Source organism: Actinoplanes sp. NPDC020271, assembly GCF_044388125.1.
GTDB lineage: Bacteria > Actinomycetota > Actinomycetes > Mycobacteriales > Micromonosporaceae > Actinoplanes.
The window spans coordinates 387,015-401,865 of the sequence record NZ_JBIRWQ010000002.1 but is presented as its reverse complement, the minus strand read 5'-3'; the positions used below and the strand labels follow the sequence as shown (position 1 = coordinate 401,865).

Sequence of the window (14,851 nt, the reverse complement as noted above, 5' to 3'; positions counted from 1 at the left end):
CGATCCCCGGTTACCGAGGAGTAGATTTCCGGCGTGACCCACGAGGTGTTCAACCAGCCGCCGCCGCTGATCGGGTTCGACGTCGCCGCCGACGCCGCGCTCACCGCCGCGCTGGAGCGTGAGGGTGCCGGCTGGGCCGCCGGTGACCTGCACGAGATCGGGCTGCGCGCCGGCAGCGAGGAGGCGCTGCGCTGGGCCGGCGAGGCGAATCGTCACGAGCCGCGCCTGCTCACCCACGACCGGTACGGTCACCGGATCGACGAGGTCGACTTCCACCCCTCGTGGCACCATCTGATGCAGGTCGCCGTCGAGAAAGGCCTGGCCGGGGCGGCGTGGGCCGACCCACGGCCGGGTGCGCACGTGGCCCGGGCGGCCGCCTTCTTCACCTGGTCGCAGACCGAGGCCGGTCACGGATGCCCGATCTCGATGACGTACGCGGTGATCCCGGCCCTGCGCGACAACCCCGAGCTCGCCGCGGTCTACGAGCCGCTGCTGACCAGCCGCTCCTACGACCCCGGCCTGCGTACCCCGGCGACGAAGAGTGGCCTGCTCGCCGGCATGGGCATGACCGAGAAGCAGGGCGGCTCGGACGTGCGGGCCAACACCACGACCGCCACCTTCAGCAACGGGCAGTGGCTGCTGACGGGCCACAAATGGTTCACCAGCGCCCCGATGTGCGACGTCTTCCTCGTTCTCGCGCAGGCGCCGGGCGGCCTCTCCTGCTTCCTGGTCCCGCGCGTGCTGCCGGACGGCACCCGCAACCCGTTCCGCATCCAGCGCCTCAAGGACAAACTCGGCAACCGGAGCAACGCCTCCAGCGAGCCGGAGTTCGACAACACCGTCGCCTGGCTGGTCGGCGGCGAGGGTCAGGGCGTCCGGACGATCATCGAGATGGTGTCGATGACCCGCCTGGACTGCGTGATCGGCTCCGCGTCGGGGATGCGCGCCGCGCTCGTCCAGGCCATCCACCACGCGAGGCACCGGTCGGCGTTCGGCGGTCCGCTGATCGGCAAGCCGGCGATGAGCAACGTGCTCGCCGACCTGGCCCTGGAGTCCGAGGCGGCCACCGTCCTCGCGATGCGGCTGGCCGGGTCGGTCGACCGGGCCGTCCGCGGCGACGCCGCCGAGCAGGCGTTCCGGCGTCTCGCGATCCCGGTCGGCAAGTTCTGGGTCTGCAAGCGGCAGCCGGCCGTCGTCGGCGAGGCCCTCGAATGCCTCGGCGGCAACGGCTACGTCGAGGAGTCCGGCCTGCCGCGCCTGTACCGCGACGCGCCGCTCAACTCAATCTGGGAGGGTTCCGGCAACGTGCAGGCCCTCGACGCGCTGCGCGCGATCCAGCGGTCGCCGGAGAGTCTCGACGCGTTCTTCGCCGAGGTCGGCGCCGACCCGCGCCTCGACCCCGCCGTGCGCGAGCTCAAAGATCAATTCAAGGACCAGGACGACTGGGAGGTACGGGCGAGAAGGCTCATCGAGCGCATGGCGGTGGTGCTCCAGGCGTCCCTGCTCCTCCGGCACTCCCCCGCCCCGGTCGCCGACGCGTTCTGCGCCAGCCGCCTCGACGGGAACTGGGGTCATACGTTCGGGACACTTCCCCCGGGAACGGACACCGCGGCGATCGTGGAACGCGCCGCACCCTAAATTCGGGCGCCGCCGGACCGATGTCAGAACGTGCGCAACAAGCGGCTCGGGTTGTGGGCGGTGTGGCTCGGCCTCGCCTCCGTCGCCGCCCTGTGCTTCCCGCTGCTGCCCGACGACACGCCGCCCACCAAGATCTACGTCAACACCGTCGGGGTCTCGTCGGTGCTGATGGCGTTCCTCGGGATCTTCCGGAACCGGCCCGAGCACCGCCGGCCGTGGCTGCTGTTCGCCTCCGGCATGGCGCTGATGGTCGCCGGCGACATCACGTACGACGTCACCGAGCTGCGCCTGGGCGAGTACCCGTACCCGTTCTGGGCCGACGCGATGTACCTCTGCGCGTACCCGTTCCTGCTGGTCCCCGGCATGATCCGGCTCAGCCGCGGCAACCGCGACCGCGACCGGGGCGCCCTGCTCGACGTGGCCGTGATCGCCACCGGGATCGGCCTGATCTACTGGGTGTTCGTGGTCGGGCCCGCCCTCACCGGTCACGGCACGCCGATCCTCGAACGGTTCGTCACCATCGGCTACCCGTTCTGCGACGTGATGCTGACCGTGGCCGCCGCCCGGATGTTCACCCGCCCCGAGAACCGCACCCCGAGCCTGCGCCTGCTCGGCCTCGGGTCCTGCATCATGCTGACCGGGGACCTGTTCTACACGACGGCCTCCAGCACCGCCGAGTACACGGGTGGTTTCGTCGACTCGGGGTTCCTGATGGCGTACATCTGCTGGGGTGCCTCGGCCCTTCACCCCAGCATGCGGCAGCGCCCGCAGACCGGGATCGAGCCGTACCAGGTCGGGGGTCGCCGCCTCGCCGTGCTCGCCGCCTGCACGCTCCTCGCGCCCGGCCTGCTCTTCCTGCAGGGCCTGCAGGACCCGGCGAAGATCGCGTGGGCCGGCATCGGCACCGGCGCGATGGTGCTGTTCCTGCTGGTCGTCGCCCGCACCTGGGGTTTCGTGAAGCAGGTGCAGCGGCAGGCCGGCAAGCTCGAGGACCTGGCCATGCACGACGAGCTGACCGGGCTCGCCAACCGGCGCGGCTTCGAACGCCGGCTCACCACGGCGCTGGCCGCCGGCTCGCCGTACGTGCTGCTCCTCGACCTGAACGGCTTCAAAGCGGTCAACGACCGGTTCGGGCACGCGGTCGGCGACGAACTGCTCGTGGTGATCGCGCACCGGATCGCCGACACGCTCCCGGACAGCGCGCTGGTCGCACGGATGGGCGGCGACGAGTTCGCGATCCTGCTGCCCGGCTGCGACCAGGACCGGTGCGACGAACTCGCCGACCGGCTGCACACCACCATCCGGTTCCCGGTCCACGCCGGCGGCCACGACCTGCTGGTCGGCGCGAGCATCGGCATCACCGGCAGCGACGAGCTGCACGTCGACCAGGACGAGATGCTGCGCCGCGCCGACGTGGCGATGTACGCCGCGAAGGCCGCCGGCGGTCGCCGCCACCGCTGGTACGCCGCCGAACTGGACTCCCAGGCCGGCGAGGAGGCCCGCCTCGGCGCCGATCTGCGCGCCGCCCTGGGCAGCGGCGAGTTCTTCCTCGTCTACCAGCCGATCGTCGAGCTGCCCAGCGGTGACGCCGTGGCCGTGGAGAGCCTGATCCGCTGGCAGCACCCGGAACGCGGCCTGGTCAGCCCGGCCGACTTCATCCCCGTCGCCGAACGCAACGGCCTGATCATCGAACTCGGCCAGTGGATCCTGCGGACGGCCTGCCGGCAGTACCGCACGTGGCTGACCCGCGGCGTCGCGCCCCGGCACGTCGGCGTCAACGTCTCCGCCCGCCAGCTCGCCGAACCGGGCTTCGTCGACTCCGTCGCCGCGATCCTCGCCGAGACCGGGGTCAGCCCGCACCAGCTCGTCGTCGAGATCACCGAAACCACGGTCTTCGGCGGCGGCGTCGCCGTCCGGGCCGTCCGGGAACTGCACGAACTCGGCATCGCGATCGCCCTCGACGACTTCGGCACCGGGCACTCGTCGCTCGGCGTCCTCCAGTCCGTCCCCGTCACAATCCTCAAGGTCGACAAGTCGTTCGTCGAGAACGTGACCGTTTCCGATCGGCACGCGGTGATCGCCTCATCGCTGATTCAGCTGACCGACGGCCTCGGACTGATCGCGGTCGCCGAGGGAGTGGAGACCGCCGAGCAGGCCGAGGCGCTGCACCGGCTCGGGTACCGCCGCGCCCAGGGCTACCACTTCGGCCGCCCCGTCCCCGACCCGTTCACGCAGGTGAGGCTCGGCCTGCCGACCTCCGCCTGACGCGCCCCGGCCGACGCCGCGCGCCCCCGCACACCAGCCGGCTACACGTGCCCACGCAGGTCACGGACCGCGGCCAGCAATTCCTGCTGGGAGATCGGTTCGGCCGAGCCGGTCCGGGCCTCCTGCATCGCCTTGGTCATCTGCACCCGCCGCAGCACCTCTTTGATGTCCGCTCCGGTCATCCCGGTGCTGGCCACGCCGAGCGCCGCCACATCCAGATCCGTCGCGAACATCCGGAAGCCGCCACGTTCGTGCGCCGCTACCAACCCTTCGATCATCTTGCGGAAGATCTCCGACCGGCTCACCTCGTCCGGCCGCGGCACACTGATCTTGATGTCGAAGCGTCCGGATCTGATCAGTGATTCGTCGACCCGTTGCGGGAAGTTCGTGGTCGCCACCACGATCACGTTCGGGTTCGCCTCGAACAGGTCGTTCATCTCCTGCTTGAAGATGCCGGCGACCGCGTTGAGGGCCTGGCTGGCCGCGTCCCCACCCGCTCCGGCATAGCTGACGATCGAGTCGAACTCGTCGAAGAGCATCAGCGTCGGCACCCGGTAGCGCCGGGCGTCGCGGAAGATCTGTTTGATGTTGCGTTCGGAGCCGCCGAGCCACTTGTCGAGGATTTCCGGGGTGCGGATCTCGCGGAAGTCGGCGCCGATCTCGTTGGCGAGGGCCCGGGACAGCATCGTCTTGCCGGTACCGGGCGGGCCGTACATCAGGATGCCCTGCGGACGGCGGGCGCCCCACCGGGCCATCGCCTCCGGGTGCCGGAACGACACGGCGATCTGGCGCAGCTCACCGACGAGGTCCGCGAGCCCGCCGACCATGTCGAGCGTGACCTCCTGCGTCGTGACGGGGGCGGGTGGCGGGGTGGCTTCGCGGCTGAACACGTACCGGCGGCCGCGCAGCGCCCCGGGCTCGGTCAGTTCACTGACCGCTTGCAGGGTGAGGGTCACGAACGCGCGCAGGTGGTTCGCGGTCACCTCGTCGCGCGGCACCTCGGAGCGCAGCCGGATCACGTCGCCGTTCGCTTCGACGCCGGTCTCGGCCTGCAGACCGACCCCGGCGTCGGCGAAGGTTCCCGGCCCACGGTTCCCGGCCGGGCCGGTCGGCTTGTCCAGACCCAATTTGCGGTACGCCGCGGCGGCCGCTGACCCCACGCCGTCGACGATGCGGGTCGCGACCGGGTCGCCGTCCGCGATGCGTTTGGAGAGGAGCACGCCGAGCGGGTCGTGGCCGAGCACCATCCTGCGCATCCGCTCGGTGGTCATCGGTTCGGCGCCGGCATGGATGCGGGCGACGAAGACGTGCATCGGGCCGGCCGTGGTCTCCAGGCTCGACACGGTCACGTCGACCCGCTGGACCGGCGAGGGCCAGTCGGCGTGGTGGACGAGCTCGACCGGGTTGACGCGGGCCGCGGCCAGGACCGTGGACGCGTCGACCAGGGTGACGGTGGCTCCCGCGTACTCAAAAATCTCGTCGTGCATGGATTTCCTCCGCTTTCCGACTTTCCCCAGAGTGACACGCCGGCGCTTCCACATGCCCATTCATCTCGGTTAATCTGCCGATGCTGATCACCCTCGATGCCGTGGGCGCGGCCGGCGACCCCGGCGGCAGTTCACGGCCGTCGCAGTTGTCGAATGTGGAGGAAGAACGTTGCGGAAACGGACACTTGCCGTCCCACTCGCCGCCGCCCTCGTCGTCTCGCTGATCCCTCAGCAGGCGAGCGCGGTGGACGAGATCAGCACCAAGAAGCTGCGTGACGCCGTGACGGTGGCCGGGATCCTCGGCCACGAGCGCGTCCTGCAGCGGATCGCGAACCAGAACGGCGGCACCCGGGCCTCCGGCACGCCCGGCTTCGCGGCCAGCGCCGCGTACGTCTCGAGTGTGCTGAAGAAGGCCGGCTACAAGGTCACCGAGCAGAAGTTCACCTTCCCGTTCTACCGGGAACTCGCCCCGGCGCAGCTCACCCGGGTCTCCCCGGCCGGGCCCGCCTACACCACGGTCACCTACGACTACTCGGCCACCGGTGACGTGACCGGCCAGGTCGTGGCCGCGCTCGACAACGTCCTGCCGCCGGCCCCGGCCCCGAGTTCGACGGCCGGGTGCCAGCCGGAGGACTTCACACCGGCCTCGGCCACCGCGCCGCAGATCGCGCTGATCCAGCGTGGTGGCTGCGACTTCGCGGTCAAGGCGGCGAACGCGGCCGCCGCCGGGTACGACGCGGCGATCATCTTCAACGAGGGCCAGCCCGGCCGGACCGAACTGTTCCAAGGCACTCTCGGCGGTCCGGGCGCGATCCCGGTCGTCGGGCTGAGCTTCGAGGACGGCAGCGCGCTCGCCGCGCAGGTCGCGGCCGGCGCGGTGACGCTGCGGGTGCGGACCAGCACCGAGGTCAACGCGAACGCCACCACCAGCAACATCATCGCGGACTCGCCGGGCGGGAACCCGGACAAGGTCCTCGTGGTCGGCTCGCACCTGGACTCGGTGGTGGCCGGGCCGGGCATCAACGACAACGGCAGCGGCTCGGCGCAGAACCTGGAGATCGCCGTCCAGATGGCCAAGCTGAAGATCAAGCCGCGGCAGAAGGTCCGGTTCGCGTTCTGGGGCGCCGAGGAGTCCGGGCTGCTGGGCTCGGAGCACTACGTGGCGAACCTGTCGGACACCGAGCTCACGCAGATCTTCGCGAACCTGAACTTCGACATGGTGGCATCGCCGAACTACGTGCGCTTCGTCTACGACGGTGACGGCTCGGCCACCGGCGCCTCCGGGCCGTACGGCTCGGACCAGATCGAGGCGCTGTTCACGAAGTACTTCACCGGCCAGGGGCTGGCCACCGACCCGACCGCGTTCGACGGGCGCAGCGACTACGGGCCGTTCATCGACGCCGGCATTCCGGCCGGTGGACTGTTCAGCGGCGCCGAGGGCGAGAAGACGGCGGAGCAGGCGACGGTGTACGGCGGGGTCGCCGGCGCGCCGTACGACTCCTGCTACCACCAGGCCTGCGACAACATCAACAACCTCGACCCGACCGTGCTGTCCCAGCTCAGTGACGGTGCCGCGCACGCGGTGCTGACGCTGGCGCTGACCAAGACCGGCTTCTACCCGGACGGCAGCCTGCGGGCCGCGGCTCGGGCCGCCGCGCAGAAACTGCCGTACAAGGGCGACCACCTCGTCGGCTGACCCCGATCGAGATTCCGGCCCCTGCCCCGACCGGGCGGGGGCCGGTCCCTGCCCCGTCCGGCGGGGGCCGGTCCCGTTGCCCCGGTGCGGCAGGATGGGCCCATGCCGGCGACCGGGACACGAATCCATCGGTACGTCTCGTGGCAGTTCGCCGTCATCGTCGTCGTCCTGACCGCGTCCTTCGGCGGCGCCCTGGCCCAGGTGCTCGGCGAGGAGGCCATCGCGGCCGCGACCAAGGCGCCGTTCCTGATCCTGGTCTACGTCGTGCTGGTCGCCTTCCCGGTCCTGAGTCTGCGCCGGCGGACCGTGGTCGACGACGAGGCGGTGACCCAGCACTGGATCACGAGCAGCTACCGGATCCCGCTCGACGAGATCACCGGCATCGAGCGGGACGGGGACTACTACCGCTGGTTCCTCCGGGTCCGCGCCGGGGAGCGGACGTTCGAGGTGATCCCGTGCTACGTGTTCCGGCGGCCGGGCGGCGTGTTCAGCCCGGGGCCGCCACGCGCGTTGCTCGCGGCCGAGGACGACATCCGTAGGCGGATCGAAAGTCTTTGATCGGCGGGGCGTTGCCGGGCGGCGAGCAGGATCACCGCGCACGCGACGGCCGCGCCGATCACCGTCTCCACCCCACGGTCCCACAGCAGCTGACCGATCGGCCGCGGCGCCGCCAGCTGGTTCATCGGCAGGGCCGGCGGCGTGATGACGACCATCGCCACCCCGCGGTGCCGCCCGATCACCAGCTCGGTCGCGATCTGCAGGACGGCGAGGACCGGCACCGCCGGGTACGCGTCCAGGTCGAGCGCCAGCACCCCGGCCGCGACCACCGGCCCGCACGCACGACAGGGCCGCCCCCGGGTGCGCAACCCGTCATTCCTTCCGGCCAGTGGAAACGTGTCGCACGTCGTCATGGGGTCGCCGGGTGCTGCGGCGTCCGCCAGGATGCTGCCATGGACAAGGTCACCACGGAGATCATCGATTTCTACGAGAGCCGGTACGACGAGGCGAGGCGCCTGGACCGGCGCCCCCAGGCCCGCCTGGAGCGGATCCGCACGCTGGAACTGCTGCGCGAGGTGCTGCCGGCCGCGCCGGCCCGGATTCTCGACGTCGGTGGCGGCCCCGGCGCGTACGCCCGGGAACTGATCCAGGACGGTCACCTGGTCCGCCTGGTCGACATCGTGCCGGCCCACGTCGAGCAGGCCCGCACCGGCGCACCGCCGATCGACGCGGTGGTCGGCGACGCCCGCGAGCTGCCCGAGCCGGACGGGTCGTACGACGCCACGCTGCTCCTCGGCCCCCTCTACCACCTGCAGGAGCGGGCCGACCGGGTCCGCGCGATCCGCGAGGCGATCCGGGTGACCCGCGCCGGCGGCCCGGTCGCGATCGCGGCCATCGGACGGTTCGCCGGCCCGATCGACTTCGCCGCCACCGGCCGTTTCGACCACCGCACGGTCGCCGAGGCCCGCCGCCTCACCGGCGACGGCGTCAACGACACGACGATCGGCTTCACCGAGGCCTACTTCCACCGCGTCGCCGAACTCCGCGACGAGTGCCGCGAGGCCGGCCTCCCCGACGCCACGATCCACGGCGTCGAAGGCCCGGCGTGGCCCGCGGCCGAGGCGGCGCAGACCGGCCCGGCCGCCGCCCAGATCTTCGACGCGGCGCTCCAGCTCGCCCGCGTCTACAGCACCGAACCCGACCTGGTCGGCGTCAGCGCCCACCTCCTCGTCCTCGGCACGAAGAGCTGACGGGGCGCCTGCTCCGCTCTCGGCGGCCGTTCGGCTCGGCGGCCGGCGGGACACCACCGGCCACTCGGCGCCCCTGCTCCGCTCTTGGCGGCCGTTCGGCTCGGCGGCCGGCGGGACACCACCGGCCACTCCGCGCCGCCGGGTCCGGAGTGGATCGCCGCGCCGGGAGGACGTACGGGAAAAGGGGGTGGGAAGGTCGTCGGGGTGGAGGCGGTCAGGTGCGGCCGCGGCGGCCCCGGTGGATGCCGCGGGCCCCGGGGAGCCGGGCGACGAGGTGCTCGGGCCAGGTGACCTTGACCGTGCTCCGGGCCTCCCACTCGACGGCCAGGTCGGTGAGGGTGCGGCCGGCCTCGCGGACGTGGTCGTCGGTCCACGGGAACGGGTCGGTGCCGCGGCTGTTCCACGCGTTGCGGAGCAGGACCGGGAGGAGGTCGACGGCCTCGTCCTCGACAGCGCGGTGGACGGCGCCGGCGAGGAGTTCGGCCAGGGTCAGGGTGTGGCGGTGGGCGTCGAGGACGCGTTTGCTGCGGGCGGCCGCGTCGTGCCGGGGTTTGCCGGCGATCACGCGCATGTTGTCGAAGACGCCGCCGGCCGCGATGGCGCCGAACACGCCGCCGGACATCTCGAGCGCCCGCTCGGTGGCGTAGTGCGCGAGGTCGTGCGGGACGCGGAACTTACGGTCGTAGCCGGGCAGCAGGAGGGAGACGCCGTCGGCACGGTGCACGGTGGCGACGGTCGATCCGGTGGGGCCGCGGACGAACACGACGTGCATGCGCGCATCCTCGCACCGAACCGGTGAGTAGGGAACCGGCCGCCCGCTGTTCAGTTCCCCTGAGTGGCAGGATCAGGTGATGCCTACCGAGTCCCGGCACGTGACCGAGCACATCGACCGCCCGGCCCGGGTGGTGTACGAGTACGCCGCCGACCCGGCCAACCTCGCGCACTGGGCGCCAGGTCTGGGCGGTTCGGTGCGGCAGGAGGAGGGCCGCTGGTTCGTCGACGTGCCCGGGGGCGGCGGGACGGCCGAGGTGGTCTTCACCGGCCGCAACGATCTCGGGGTGCTCGACCACGAGGTGCACCTGCCCGGCGGCCGGATCGTCCACATCCCGTTCCGGGTGGTCGCCGACGGCGAGAACGCCGAGGTGGTCTTCACCGTGCGCCGCGCGCCGGGCATGACCGACGACGAGTTCGACAGGGATGCCGCGGCCGTCGCCACCGACCTGGCGGCACTCAAACGGATCCTGGAGAGCTAGGTTCTGTCCCGCGGATCACGCGGGGCTGAGCCCAGGGGCGCAGGGCGCTGTCGCGCAGGTAGGTGAGCACCGCGCGGCCCGCTGTGCCGGCCCGGCAGGGTCGCCGGCATCCGGCTGGTCCGGCCCGGCCTGCGCCGCACCCGCCCCGGGGTCGCCTGACGGGGTCAGCCGAGGCGCTGTTCCAGGACCTGGCCGGGCCAGGTCTGGTCACCCTGCGGCACGGTGAACCGCTGTGTCGCGGTGAATCCCTGCCGCTCGTAGTAGCCGACCAGCGCCCGGTCGTCCCCGGCATAGCAGTCGACGCGCATCACGCCGGCCCCGGAGGCGACCGCGAGCCGCCGGGCGTAGGCCAGCAGCCGCCGCCCGAGCCCTTCGCCGCGGTGATCGCGATCGGTCACCAGCAGCACGATGTAGAGCTCGGGCTCGGAGGCCGGAGACACGTACGCCGGTGGCTGGCCGACCCCGAGCGCTCCGACGATCGTCTCGCCGCGCACCGCGAGGTGCAGTCCCCCGTCGGCCGCGATCTCGGAGATGAGCGTGGTCAGCCGGCGGCTGCCGGAGAGCGGCTCGCTGCCCCACTGACCGGTGCGCCCGCGCGCGGTGAGCCATTGCACCGCGCCGTCGAGCAGCGCCATCACGGCGTCGACGTCATCAGCGCCGCCCCGCCGGATGTCCGTCCACTCTGTACTGTCACCCATCTTTCCCATTAGACCCGCAAACGCTTGCAACGGGAAGAACCGGAAACTCAGTGACAGTCGTCGCCGACGTCGAGAGGGTGGTCCGGTTCGGCCAGGGAGTCCTGATCCTCCGTGTTCACCCCGCCGCCGTCACCCTTCGGGGTCGGCGCGACCAGCCCCTTGTCGGCCGCCGCGCAGTCGATCCAGGCGCCGTAACTGTGGGTTCCGTGGACCCACATCCCCTTGTCGGCGGCCCGCAGGTTGCCCGTCTCCGGGAAGTCCCAGGTGATCTCGTCGTGCTGCACGGCGAGCGGACGCCACGCGAACTCGCCCTGGAACGCGTACACCCAGACGAAGTTGGTCGTCACCCGCAGAGTGTTCCGGCCGTTCTCGGACACCGACTTGTAGGTCACCCGCCCGCTGACCCGCGGCTGGTTCACCGGGTCCAGCTTGACCTTCGGGTCGATCCAGGTGGCCAGGGTGGCGAAAGCACTGCTCTTGAACCATTTCGCGATCTGCGCACGGGAGGTCGGAGCCAGCAGCGCGAGGAATTCGTCGGCCCGGTGCTCCACCGTCATGTGCGGGTCCAACCGCCCGGCCACCAGCGCGTCACGAACTTTCCGGAGGTCCGCGCCCACCTCGACGGCGGTGAACCCGGTGACCTCCTTGGCCGCCGGCAGCGTGATCCCCTTCGCGCCGATCGGGTAACCGGCGGCCGCCGTGCCGTCGAACGGGCCGGTCGGCGCCGCGCCGGCCGAGGTCGTCGCGGTCACGCCGTCGACGGTGGGCGCCGGAGCGGCGGCCTTCTCCTGCGGCCACACCGAGCGGACCAGCGGGACCGCCGCTACGATCAGGGCCACGAGGACGGCGGCCGGGACGACGTACCGGAGTTTTGCCGCGAACCCGCCCAGACGCCGCTGCCGCCGCACCTTGCGCTCGGTCTTGCGGGCCCAGTCCTCGAGGCTCGCCAGAGGATCGCTGTCGTCGTGCTGGTTCATCTTCATATTTCCCCGTGTCACAGGTAGGCCCGAGCGGATCTCAGTATGAATCACCGATCGATCACCCGGAATCCGTACTCAGAGACCGCTTTCGATCAGGTGATCGCGCACGCATAATCGAGACCCGGGGAGCTGTGAAGATGTCGCCGAGCCGCCTTGCCGCGTACGCCTTCCCTCCACCCAGCACTTTCATGATCCACCAGCGCGGTCCGGTCACGGCACCGCAGAAGGAGGAACACAGTGCGAAAGCTCCATCGCTCGGTCGTCGTCACCGTGGCGGCCGTCACCATAACCGCGGTCACCGCCTGCTCCCCGCCGGAGAAGAAGTCGGACGACGCCGCCAGTGGCGGGACCGGCGCCGCCACCGCGACCAGCGCCCAGGACCTGGGTGGCCTGGACGCCCTCGTCGCCGCGGCCAAGAAGGAGGGCGCGCTGAACGTGATCGCGCTGCCCCCGACGTGGGCGAACTACGGCGAGATCATCAAGGCGTTCGGCGACAAGTACGGCATCAAGGTCAACTCCGCGCAGCCGGACGGCTCCAGTCAGGACGAGATCAACGCCGCGGACCAGCTCAAGGGCCAGGACACCGCGCCCGACGTGTTCGACCTCGGCGCCTCGGTGGCCACCGCGAATACCGCCCGGTTCGCCCCCTACAAGGTGGCGACCTGGGCCGACATCGCCGACTCGCAGAAGGAGGCGACCGGCCTCTACGTCAACGACTACGGCGGCTACATGTCGATCGGCTACGACAGCGCCAAGGTCCCGGCCCCGACCGGCGTCGCCGACCTGCTCAAGCCCGACTACAAGGGCAAGGTCGCGCTCAACGGCGACCCGACCCAGGCCGGTTCCGCGTTCGGCGCCGTGCAGGCCGTCTCGATCGCGCAGGGCGGCACCGCCGACGACATCGCCAAGGGTGTCGACTTCTTCGGCCGGCTGAAGACGGCCGGCAACTTCCTCCCGGTCGACCCGACCGACGCGACGATCAAGTCCGGCCAGACCCCGGTCGTCTTCGACTGGGACTACCTGAACGCCGCGCAGACCGCCAAGGTCCCGACGTGGAAGGTGGTCGTCCCGGACAACGCCGTGCTCGGCTCGTACTACAACCAGGCGATCAACAAGGGCGCCCCGCACCCCGCCGCCGCGCGCCTGTGGGAGGAGTTCCTCTTCTCCGACGAGGGCCAGAACCTGTGGCTCAAGGGCGGCGCCCGCCCGGTCCGGGCCGAGGCCATGAACAAGGCCGGCACGATCGACAAGACCGCTTTCGCGGCGCTGCCGCAGGTCACCGGCACCCCGGTCGTCCCGACCGAGGAGCAGACCAAGAAGGCGAAGGATTACCTGGCCGCGAACTGGGCCAAGACTGTTGGCTGAGCTCGCGCAAGCCGCTCCGCAGCGCGTGGCCCCCGGGTCGCGGCTGCGGGGCGCCGCCTCCCTGCTGGGCACGGTCCCGTTCTTCGCCTACGTGACGATCTTCCTGATCATCCCCACCCTGGTGGTGGCGATCGGGGCGTTCACCGGCGACGGGGGCCACGGCTTCACCGTGGACAACATCGGTGCCCTCGGTGACGCGTACATCATCCAGGCCTTCGGCCGCTCGGTGTTGCTCTCCGCTCTCAGCGCGCTCTTCGGCGCGGTCTTCGGAGCCCTTCTCGCGTACGCCGTGAGCACCGCCCGCCCCGACGGCGTCCTGCGCCGCACGGTGACCGCCCTCTCCGGCGTGCTCGCCCAGTTCGGCGGCGTCACCCTGGCGTTCGCGTTCCTGGCGACCATCGGGCTCTCCGGTTTCGTCACGATCTGGCTGCAGGACCACGCCGGGCTGAACATCTTCGCCAACGGCGTCTGGCTGTTCGAGCTGCCGGGGCTGGTGCTGGTCTACACGTACTTCCAGATCCCGCTGATGGTGATCGTCTTCCTGCCGGCTCTGGACGGCATCCGTCCGCAGTGGCGGGAGGCGACCGAGAGCCTCGGCGGCACCACCTGGGAGTACTGGACCCGGGTGGCCGGCCCGCTGCTGGCTCCCGCCTTCCTCGGTTCCGCGCTGCTGCTCTTCGCCAATGCCTTTTCCGCGTACGCCACGGCGGCCGCCCTGGTCAGCCAAGGCAGCCCGATCATCCCGTTGCAGATCCGGGGTGCGCTGACCAGCGAAGTCGTGCTCGGTCAGGCCAACCTCGGCAAGGCCATGGCGCTCGGCATGGTCATCGTCGTGGCGGTCGTCATGACCCTCTACTCCCTGCTGCAGAAGAGGACCGCGCGATGGCTCGACCAGGACCGGGGGCTGGGGTGATCGCCCGCCGGGCGGCCAGGCAACGCGCCTTCCGCTGGGTCGTGCTGGTCCTGCTCGGCGTCTTCTTCGCGCTGCCGCTGGCGGCCATGGTCGAGTTCAGCACCCGCGAGCCCGGCACCTGGTCGCTGCTGGCGAACTGGACGAAGCTGAACGAGACGTACCCGGCTCTGGCCGAGGGCATCGTCGCGTCGCTGGAGCAGGCCGCGCTGACCGCGCTGCTGATGCTGGTGCTGCTGGTGCCGACCGCGATCTGGGTGCGGCTGCGACTGCCCCGGATCCGCCGGCTCGTCGAGTTCCTGTGCCTGCTGCCGCTGACGATCCCGGCGATCGTGCTGGTCGTCGGGCTCGCGCCGGTCTACGCCTGGGTCAACTACTTCGTCGGTGGATCGTCACTGACGCTCGTGTTCGCGTACACCGTTCTGGTTCTGCCCTATGCCTATCGCGCGATCGACGCGGGACTGTCCGCGATCGACGTGAAGACGCTGGCCGAGGCCGCCCGGGGGCTCGGGTCGGGCTGGTTCACGGTGATGTGGCGGGTGGTGCTGCCGAACATCCGCTCGGCGGTGCTGTCCGCGGCGTTCCTGACCGTGGCCCTGGTGCTCGGCGAGTTCACCATCGCCTCCCTCCTGCACCGTACGAACCTGCAGGTCGCCATCGAGTTCCTGGGCAAGAGCAGCGCCACCGTGTCGGTCGCCGTCTCGCTGACCGCGCTGCTGCTGGCGTTCGTCCTGCTTCTCCTGCTTTCTCTGGTGGGCTCTTCGCGAAAGGCAAAGAAATGAGCGAGCTTGCGAGCGAATCATCACGCTCG

14 protein-coding genes are annotated in these 14,851 nt (G+C 71.0%); 9 read left to right on the top strand and 5 right to left on the bottom strand.

Annotation, left to right across the window (positions count from 1 at the left end; translation table 11 throughout):
- Positions 1–33: 33 nt before the first annotated feature.
- Together ACH442_RS05560 and ACH442_RS05555 are read left to right on the top strand one after the other, a co-directional pair.
- Entirely contained in the window at positions 34–1,638 is a 1,605-nt protein-coding gene (locus ACH442_RS05560; RefSeq protein ID WP_396336713.1) for an acyl-CoA dehydrogenase family protein, read from the top strand.
- A gap of 30 nt (positions 1,639–1,668) precedes the next feature.
- On the top strand, positions 1,669–3,903 hold the full coding sequence (locus ACH442_RS05555; protein ID WP_396336712.1) for a putative bifunctional diguanylate cyclase/phosphodiesterase: 2,235 nt from the start codon (positions 1,669–1,671) through the stop codon (positions 3,901–3,903).
- Between the two features lie 41 nt (positions 3,904–3,944).
- Here ACH442_RS05555 and ACH442_RS05550 read toward each other — a convergent pair whose 3' ends face one another.
- On the bottom strand, positions 3,945–5,390 hold the full coding sequence (locus ACH442_RS05550; RefSeq protein WP_396336711.1) for an ATP-binding protein: 1,446 nt from the start codon (positions 5,388–5,390) through the stop codon (positions 3,945–3,947).
- Between the two features lie 169 nt (positions 5,391–5,559).
- Here ACH442_RS05550 and ACH442_RS05545 point away from each other — a divergent pair, with 169 nt between their 5' ends.
- Together ACH442_RS05545 and ACH442_RS05540 are read left to right on the top strand one after the other, a co-directional pair.
- Positions 5,560–7,086: a M28 family metallopeptidase gene (locus ACH442_RS05545; RefSeq protein WP_396336710.1), complete on the top strand. Its 1,527-nt coding sequence runs from the start codon at positions 5,560–5,562 to the stop codon at positions 7,084–7,086.
- Between the two features lie 102 nt (positions 7,087–7,188).
- Complete coding sequence (locus ACH442_RS05540) at positions 7,189–7,644, top strand: hypothetical protein (RefSeq protein ID WP_396336709.1); 456 nt, start codon at positions 7,189–7,191, stop codon at positions 7,642–7,644.
- Here the strand turns inward: ACH442_RS05540 and ACH442_RS05535 are convergent.
- Positions 7,545–7,952 (bottom strand): FUSC family protein, encoded by a 408-nt coding sequence (locus ACH442_RS05535; RefSeq protein WP_396336708.1) that lies wholly within the window; start codon positions 7,950–7,952, stop codon positions 7,545–7,547. The genes ACH442_RS05540 and ACH442_RS05535 overlap by 100 nt on opposite strands.
- An 84-nt stretch (positions 7,953–8,036) precedes the next feature.
- On the opposite strand from ACH442_RS05535, the gene ACH442_RS05530 reads away from it, so the two are divergent.
- Positions 8,037–8,834, top strand: a complete 798-nt coding sequence (locus ACH442_RS05530) for a class I SAM-dependent methyltransferase (RefSeq protein ID WP_396336707.1) — start codon at positions 8,037–8,039, stop codon at positions 8,832–8,834.
- Positions 8,835–9,048: 214 nt separating this feature from the next.
- Here ACH442_RS05530 and ACH442_RS05525 read toward each other — a convergent pair whose 3' ends face one another.
- The gene (locus ACH442_RS05525) at positions 9,049–9,606 is read right to left on the bottom strand and encodes a hypothetical protein (RefSeq protein ID WP_396336706.1); all 558 of its coding nucleotides are present in this window, start codon (positions 9,604–9,606) and stop codon (positions 9,049–9,051) included.
- 79 nt (positions 9,607–9,685) lie between these two features.
- Between ACH442_RS05525 and ACH442_RS05520 the strand changes: the two genes are divergently transcribed.
- Entirely contained in the window at positions 9,686–10,087 is a 402-nt protein-coding gene (locus tag ACH442_RS05520; RefSeq protein ID WP_396336705.1) for an SRPBCC family protein, read from the top strand.
- A gap of 164 nt (positions 10,088–10,251) precedes the next feature.
- Here the strand turns inward: ACH442_RS05520 and ACH442_RS05515 are convergent, their stop codons facing one another.
- Together ACH442_RS05515 and ACH442_RS05510 are read right to left on the bottom strand one after the other, a co-directional pair.
- Entirely contained in the window at positions 10,252–10,785 is a 534-nt protein-coding gene (locus tag ACH442_RS05515; protein ID WP_396336704.1) for a GNAT family N-acetyltransferase, read from the bottom strand.
- A 47-nt stretch (positions 10,786–10,832) separates the two neighbouring features.
- Positions 10,833–11,762, bottom strand: a complete 930-nt coding sequence (locus ACH442_RS05510) for a hypothetical protein (RefSeq protein ID WP_396336703.1) — start codon at positions 11,760–11,762, stop codon at positions 10,833–10,835.
- A gap of 240 nt (positions 11,763–12,002) precedes the next feature.
- On the opposite strand from ACH442_RS05510, the gene ACH442_RS05505 reads away from it, so the two are divergent.
- From ACH442_RS05505 to ACH442_RS05495, 3 genes are read left to right on the top strand one after another with little or no spacing between them, the layout of a single operon-like run.
- Complete coding sequence (locus tag ACH442_RS05505) at positions 12,003–13,130, top strand: ABC transporter substrate-binding protein (protein ID WP_396336702.1); 1,128 nt, start codon at positions 12,003–12,005, stop codon at positions 13,128–13,130.
- A complete protein-coding gene (locus ACH442_RS05500; protein WP_396336701.1) occupies positions 13,123–14,043 on the top strand; it encodes an ABC transporter permease in 921 nt (306 codons plus the stop codon). The genes ACH442_RS05505 and ACH442_RS05500 overlap by 8 nt, the downstream gene beginning before the upstream one ends.
- Positions 14,013–14,822 carry an ABC transporter permease gene (locus ACH442_RS05495; protein ID WP_396336700.1) on the top strand — a complete coding sequence of 270 codons (810 nt, stop codon included), beginning with the start codon at positions 14,013–14,015 and terminating at the stop codon, positions 14,820–14,822. Before ACH442_RS05500 ends, ACH442_RS05495 begins: the two co-directional genes overlap by 31 nt.
- The last annotated feature ends 29 nt before the right edge of the window (positions 14,823–14,851 follow it).

Excerpts from the sequence above, each read along its gene's own strand:
- ACH442_RS05550 (WP_396336711.1), bottom strand. The coding sequence starts at position 5,390 with ATGCACGACGAGATTTTTGAGTACGCGGGAGCCACCGTCACCCTGGTC.
- ACH442_RS05540 (WP_396336709.1), top strand. The coding sequence starts at position 7,189 with ATGCCGGCGACCGGGACACGAATCCATCGGTACGTCTCGTGGCAGTTC.
- ACH442_RS05530 (WP_396336707.1), top strand. The coding sequence starts at position 8,037 with ATGGACAAGGTCACCACGGAGATCATCGATTTCTACGAGAGCCGGTAC.
- ACH442_RS05525 (WP_396336706.1), bottom strand. The coding sequence starts at position 9,606 with ATGCACGTCGTGTTCGTCCGCGGCCCCACCGGATCGACCGTCGCCACC.
- ACH442_RS05520 (WP_396336705.1), top strand. The coding sequence starts at position 9,686 with ATGCCTACCGAGTCCCGGCACGTGACCGAGCACATCGACCGCCCGGCC.
- ACH442_RS05515 (WP_396336704.1), bottom strand. The coding sequence starts at position 10,785 with ATGGGTGACAGTACAGAGTGGACGGACATCCGGCGGGGCGGCGCTGAT.
- ACH442_RS05510 (WP_396336703.1), bottom strand. The coding sequence starts at position 11,762 with ATGAACCAGCACGACGACAGCGATCCTCTGGCGAGCCTCGAGGACTGG.
- ACH442_RS05495 (WP_396336700.1), top strand. The coding sequence starts at position 14,013 with ATGGCTCGACCAGGACCGGGGGCTGGGGTGATCGCCCGCCGGGCGGCC.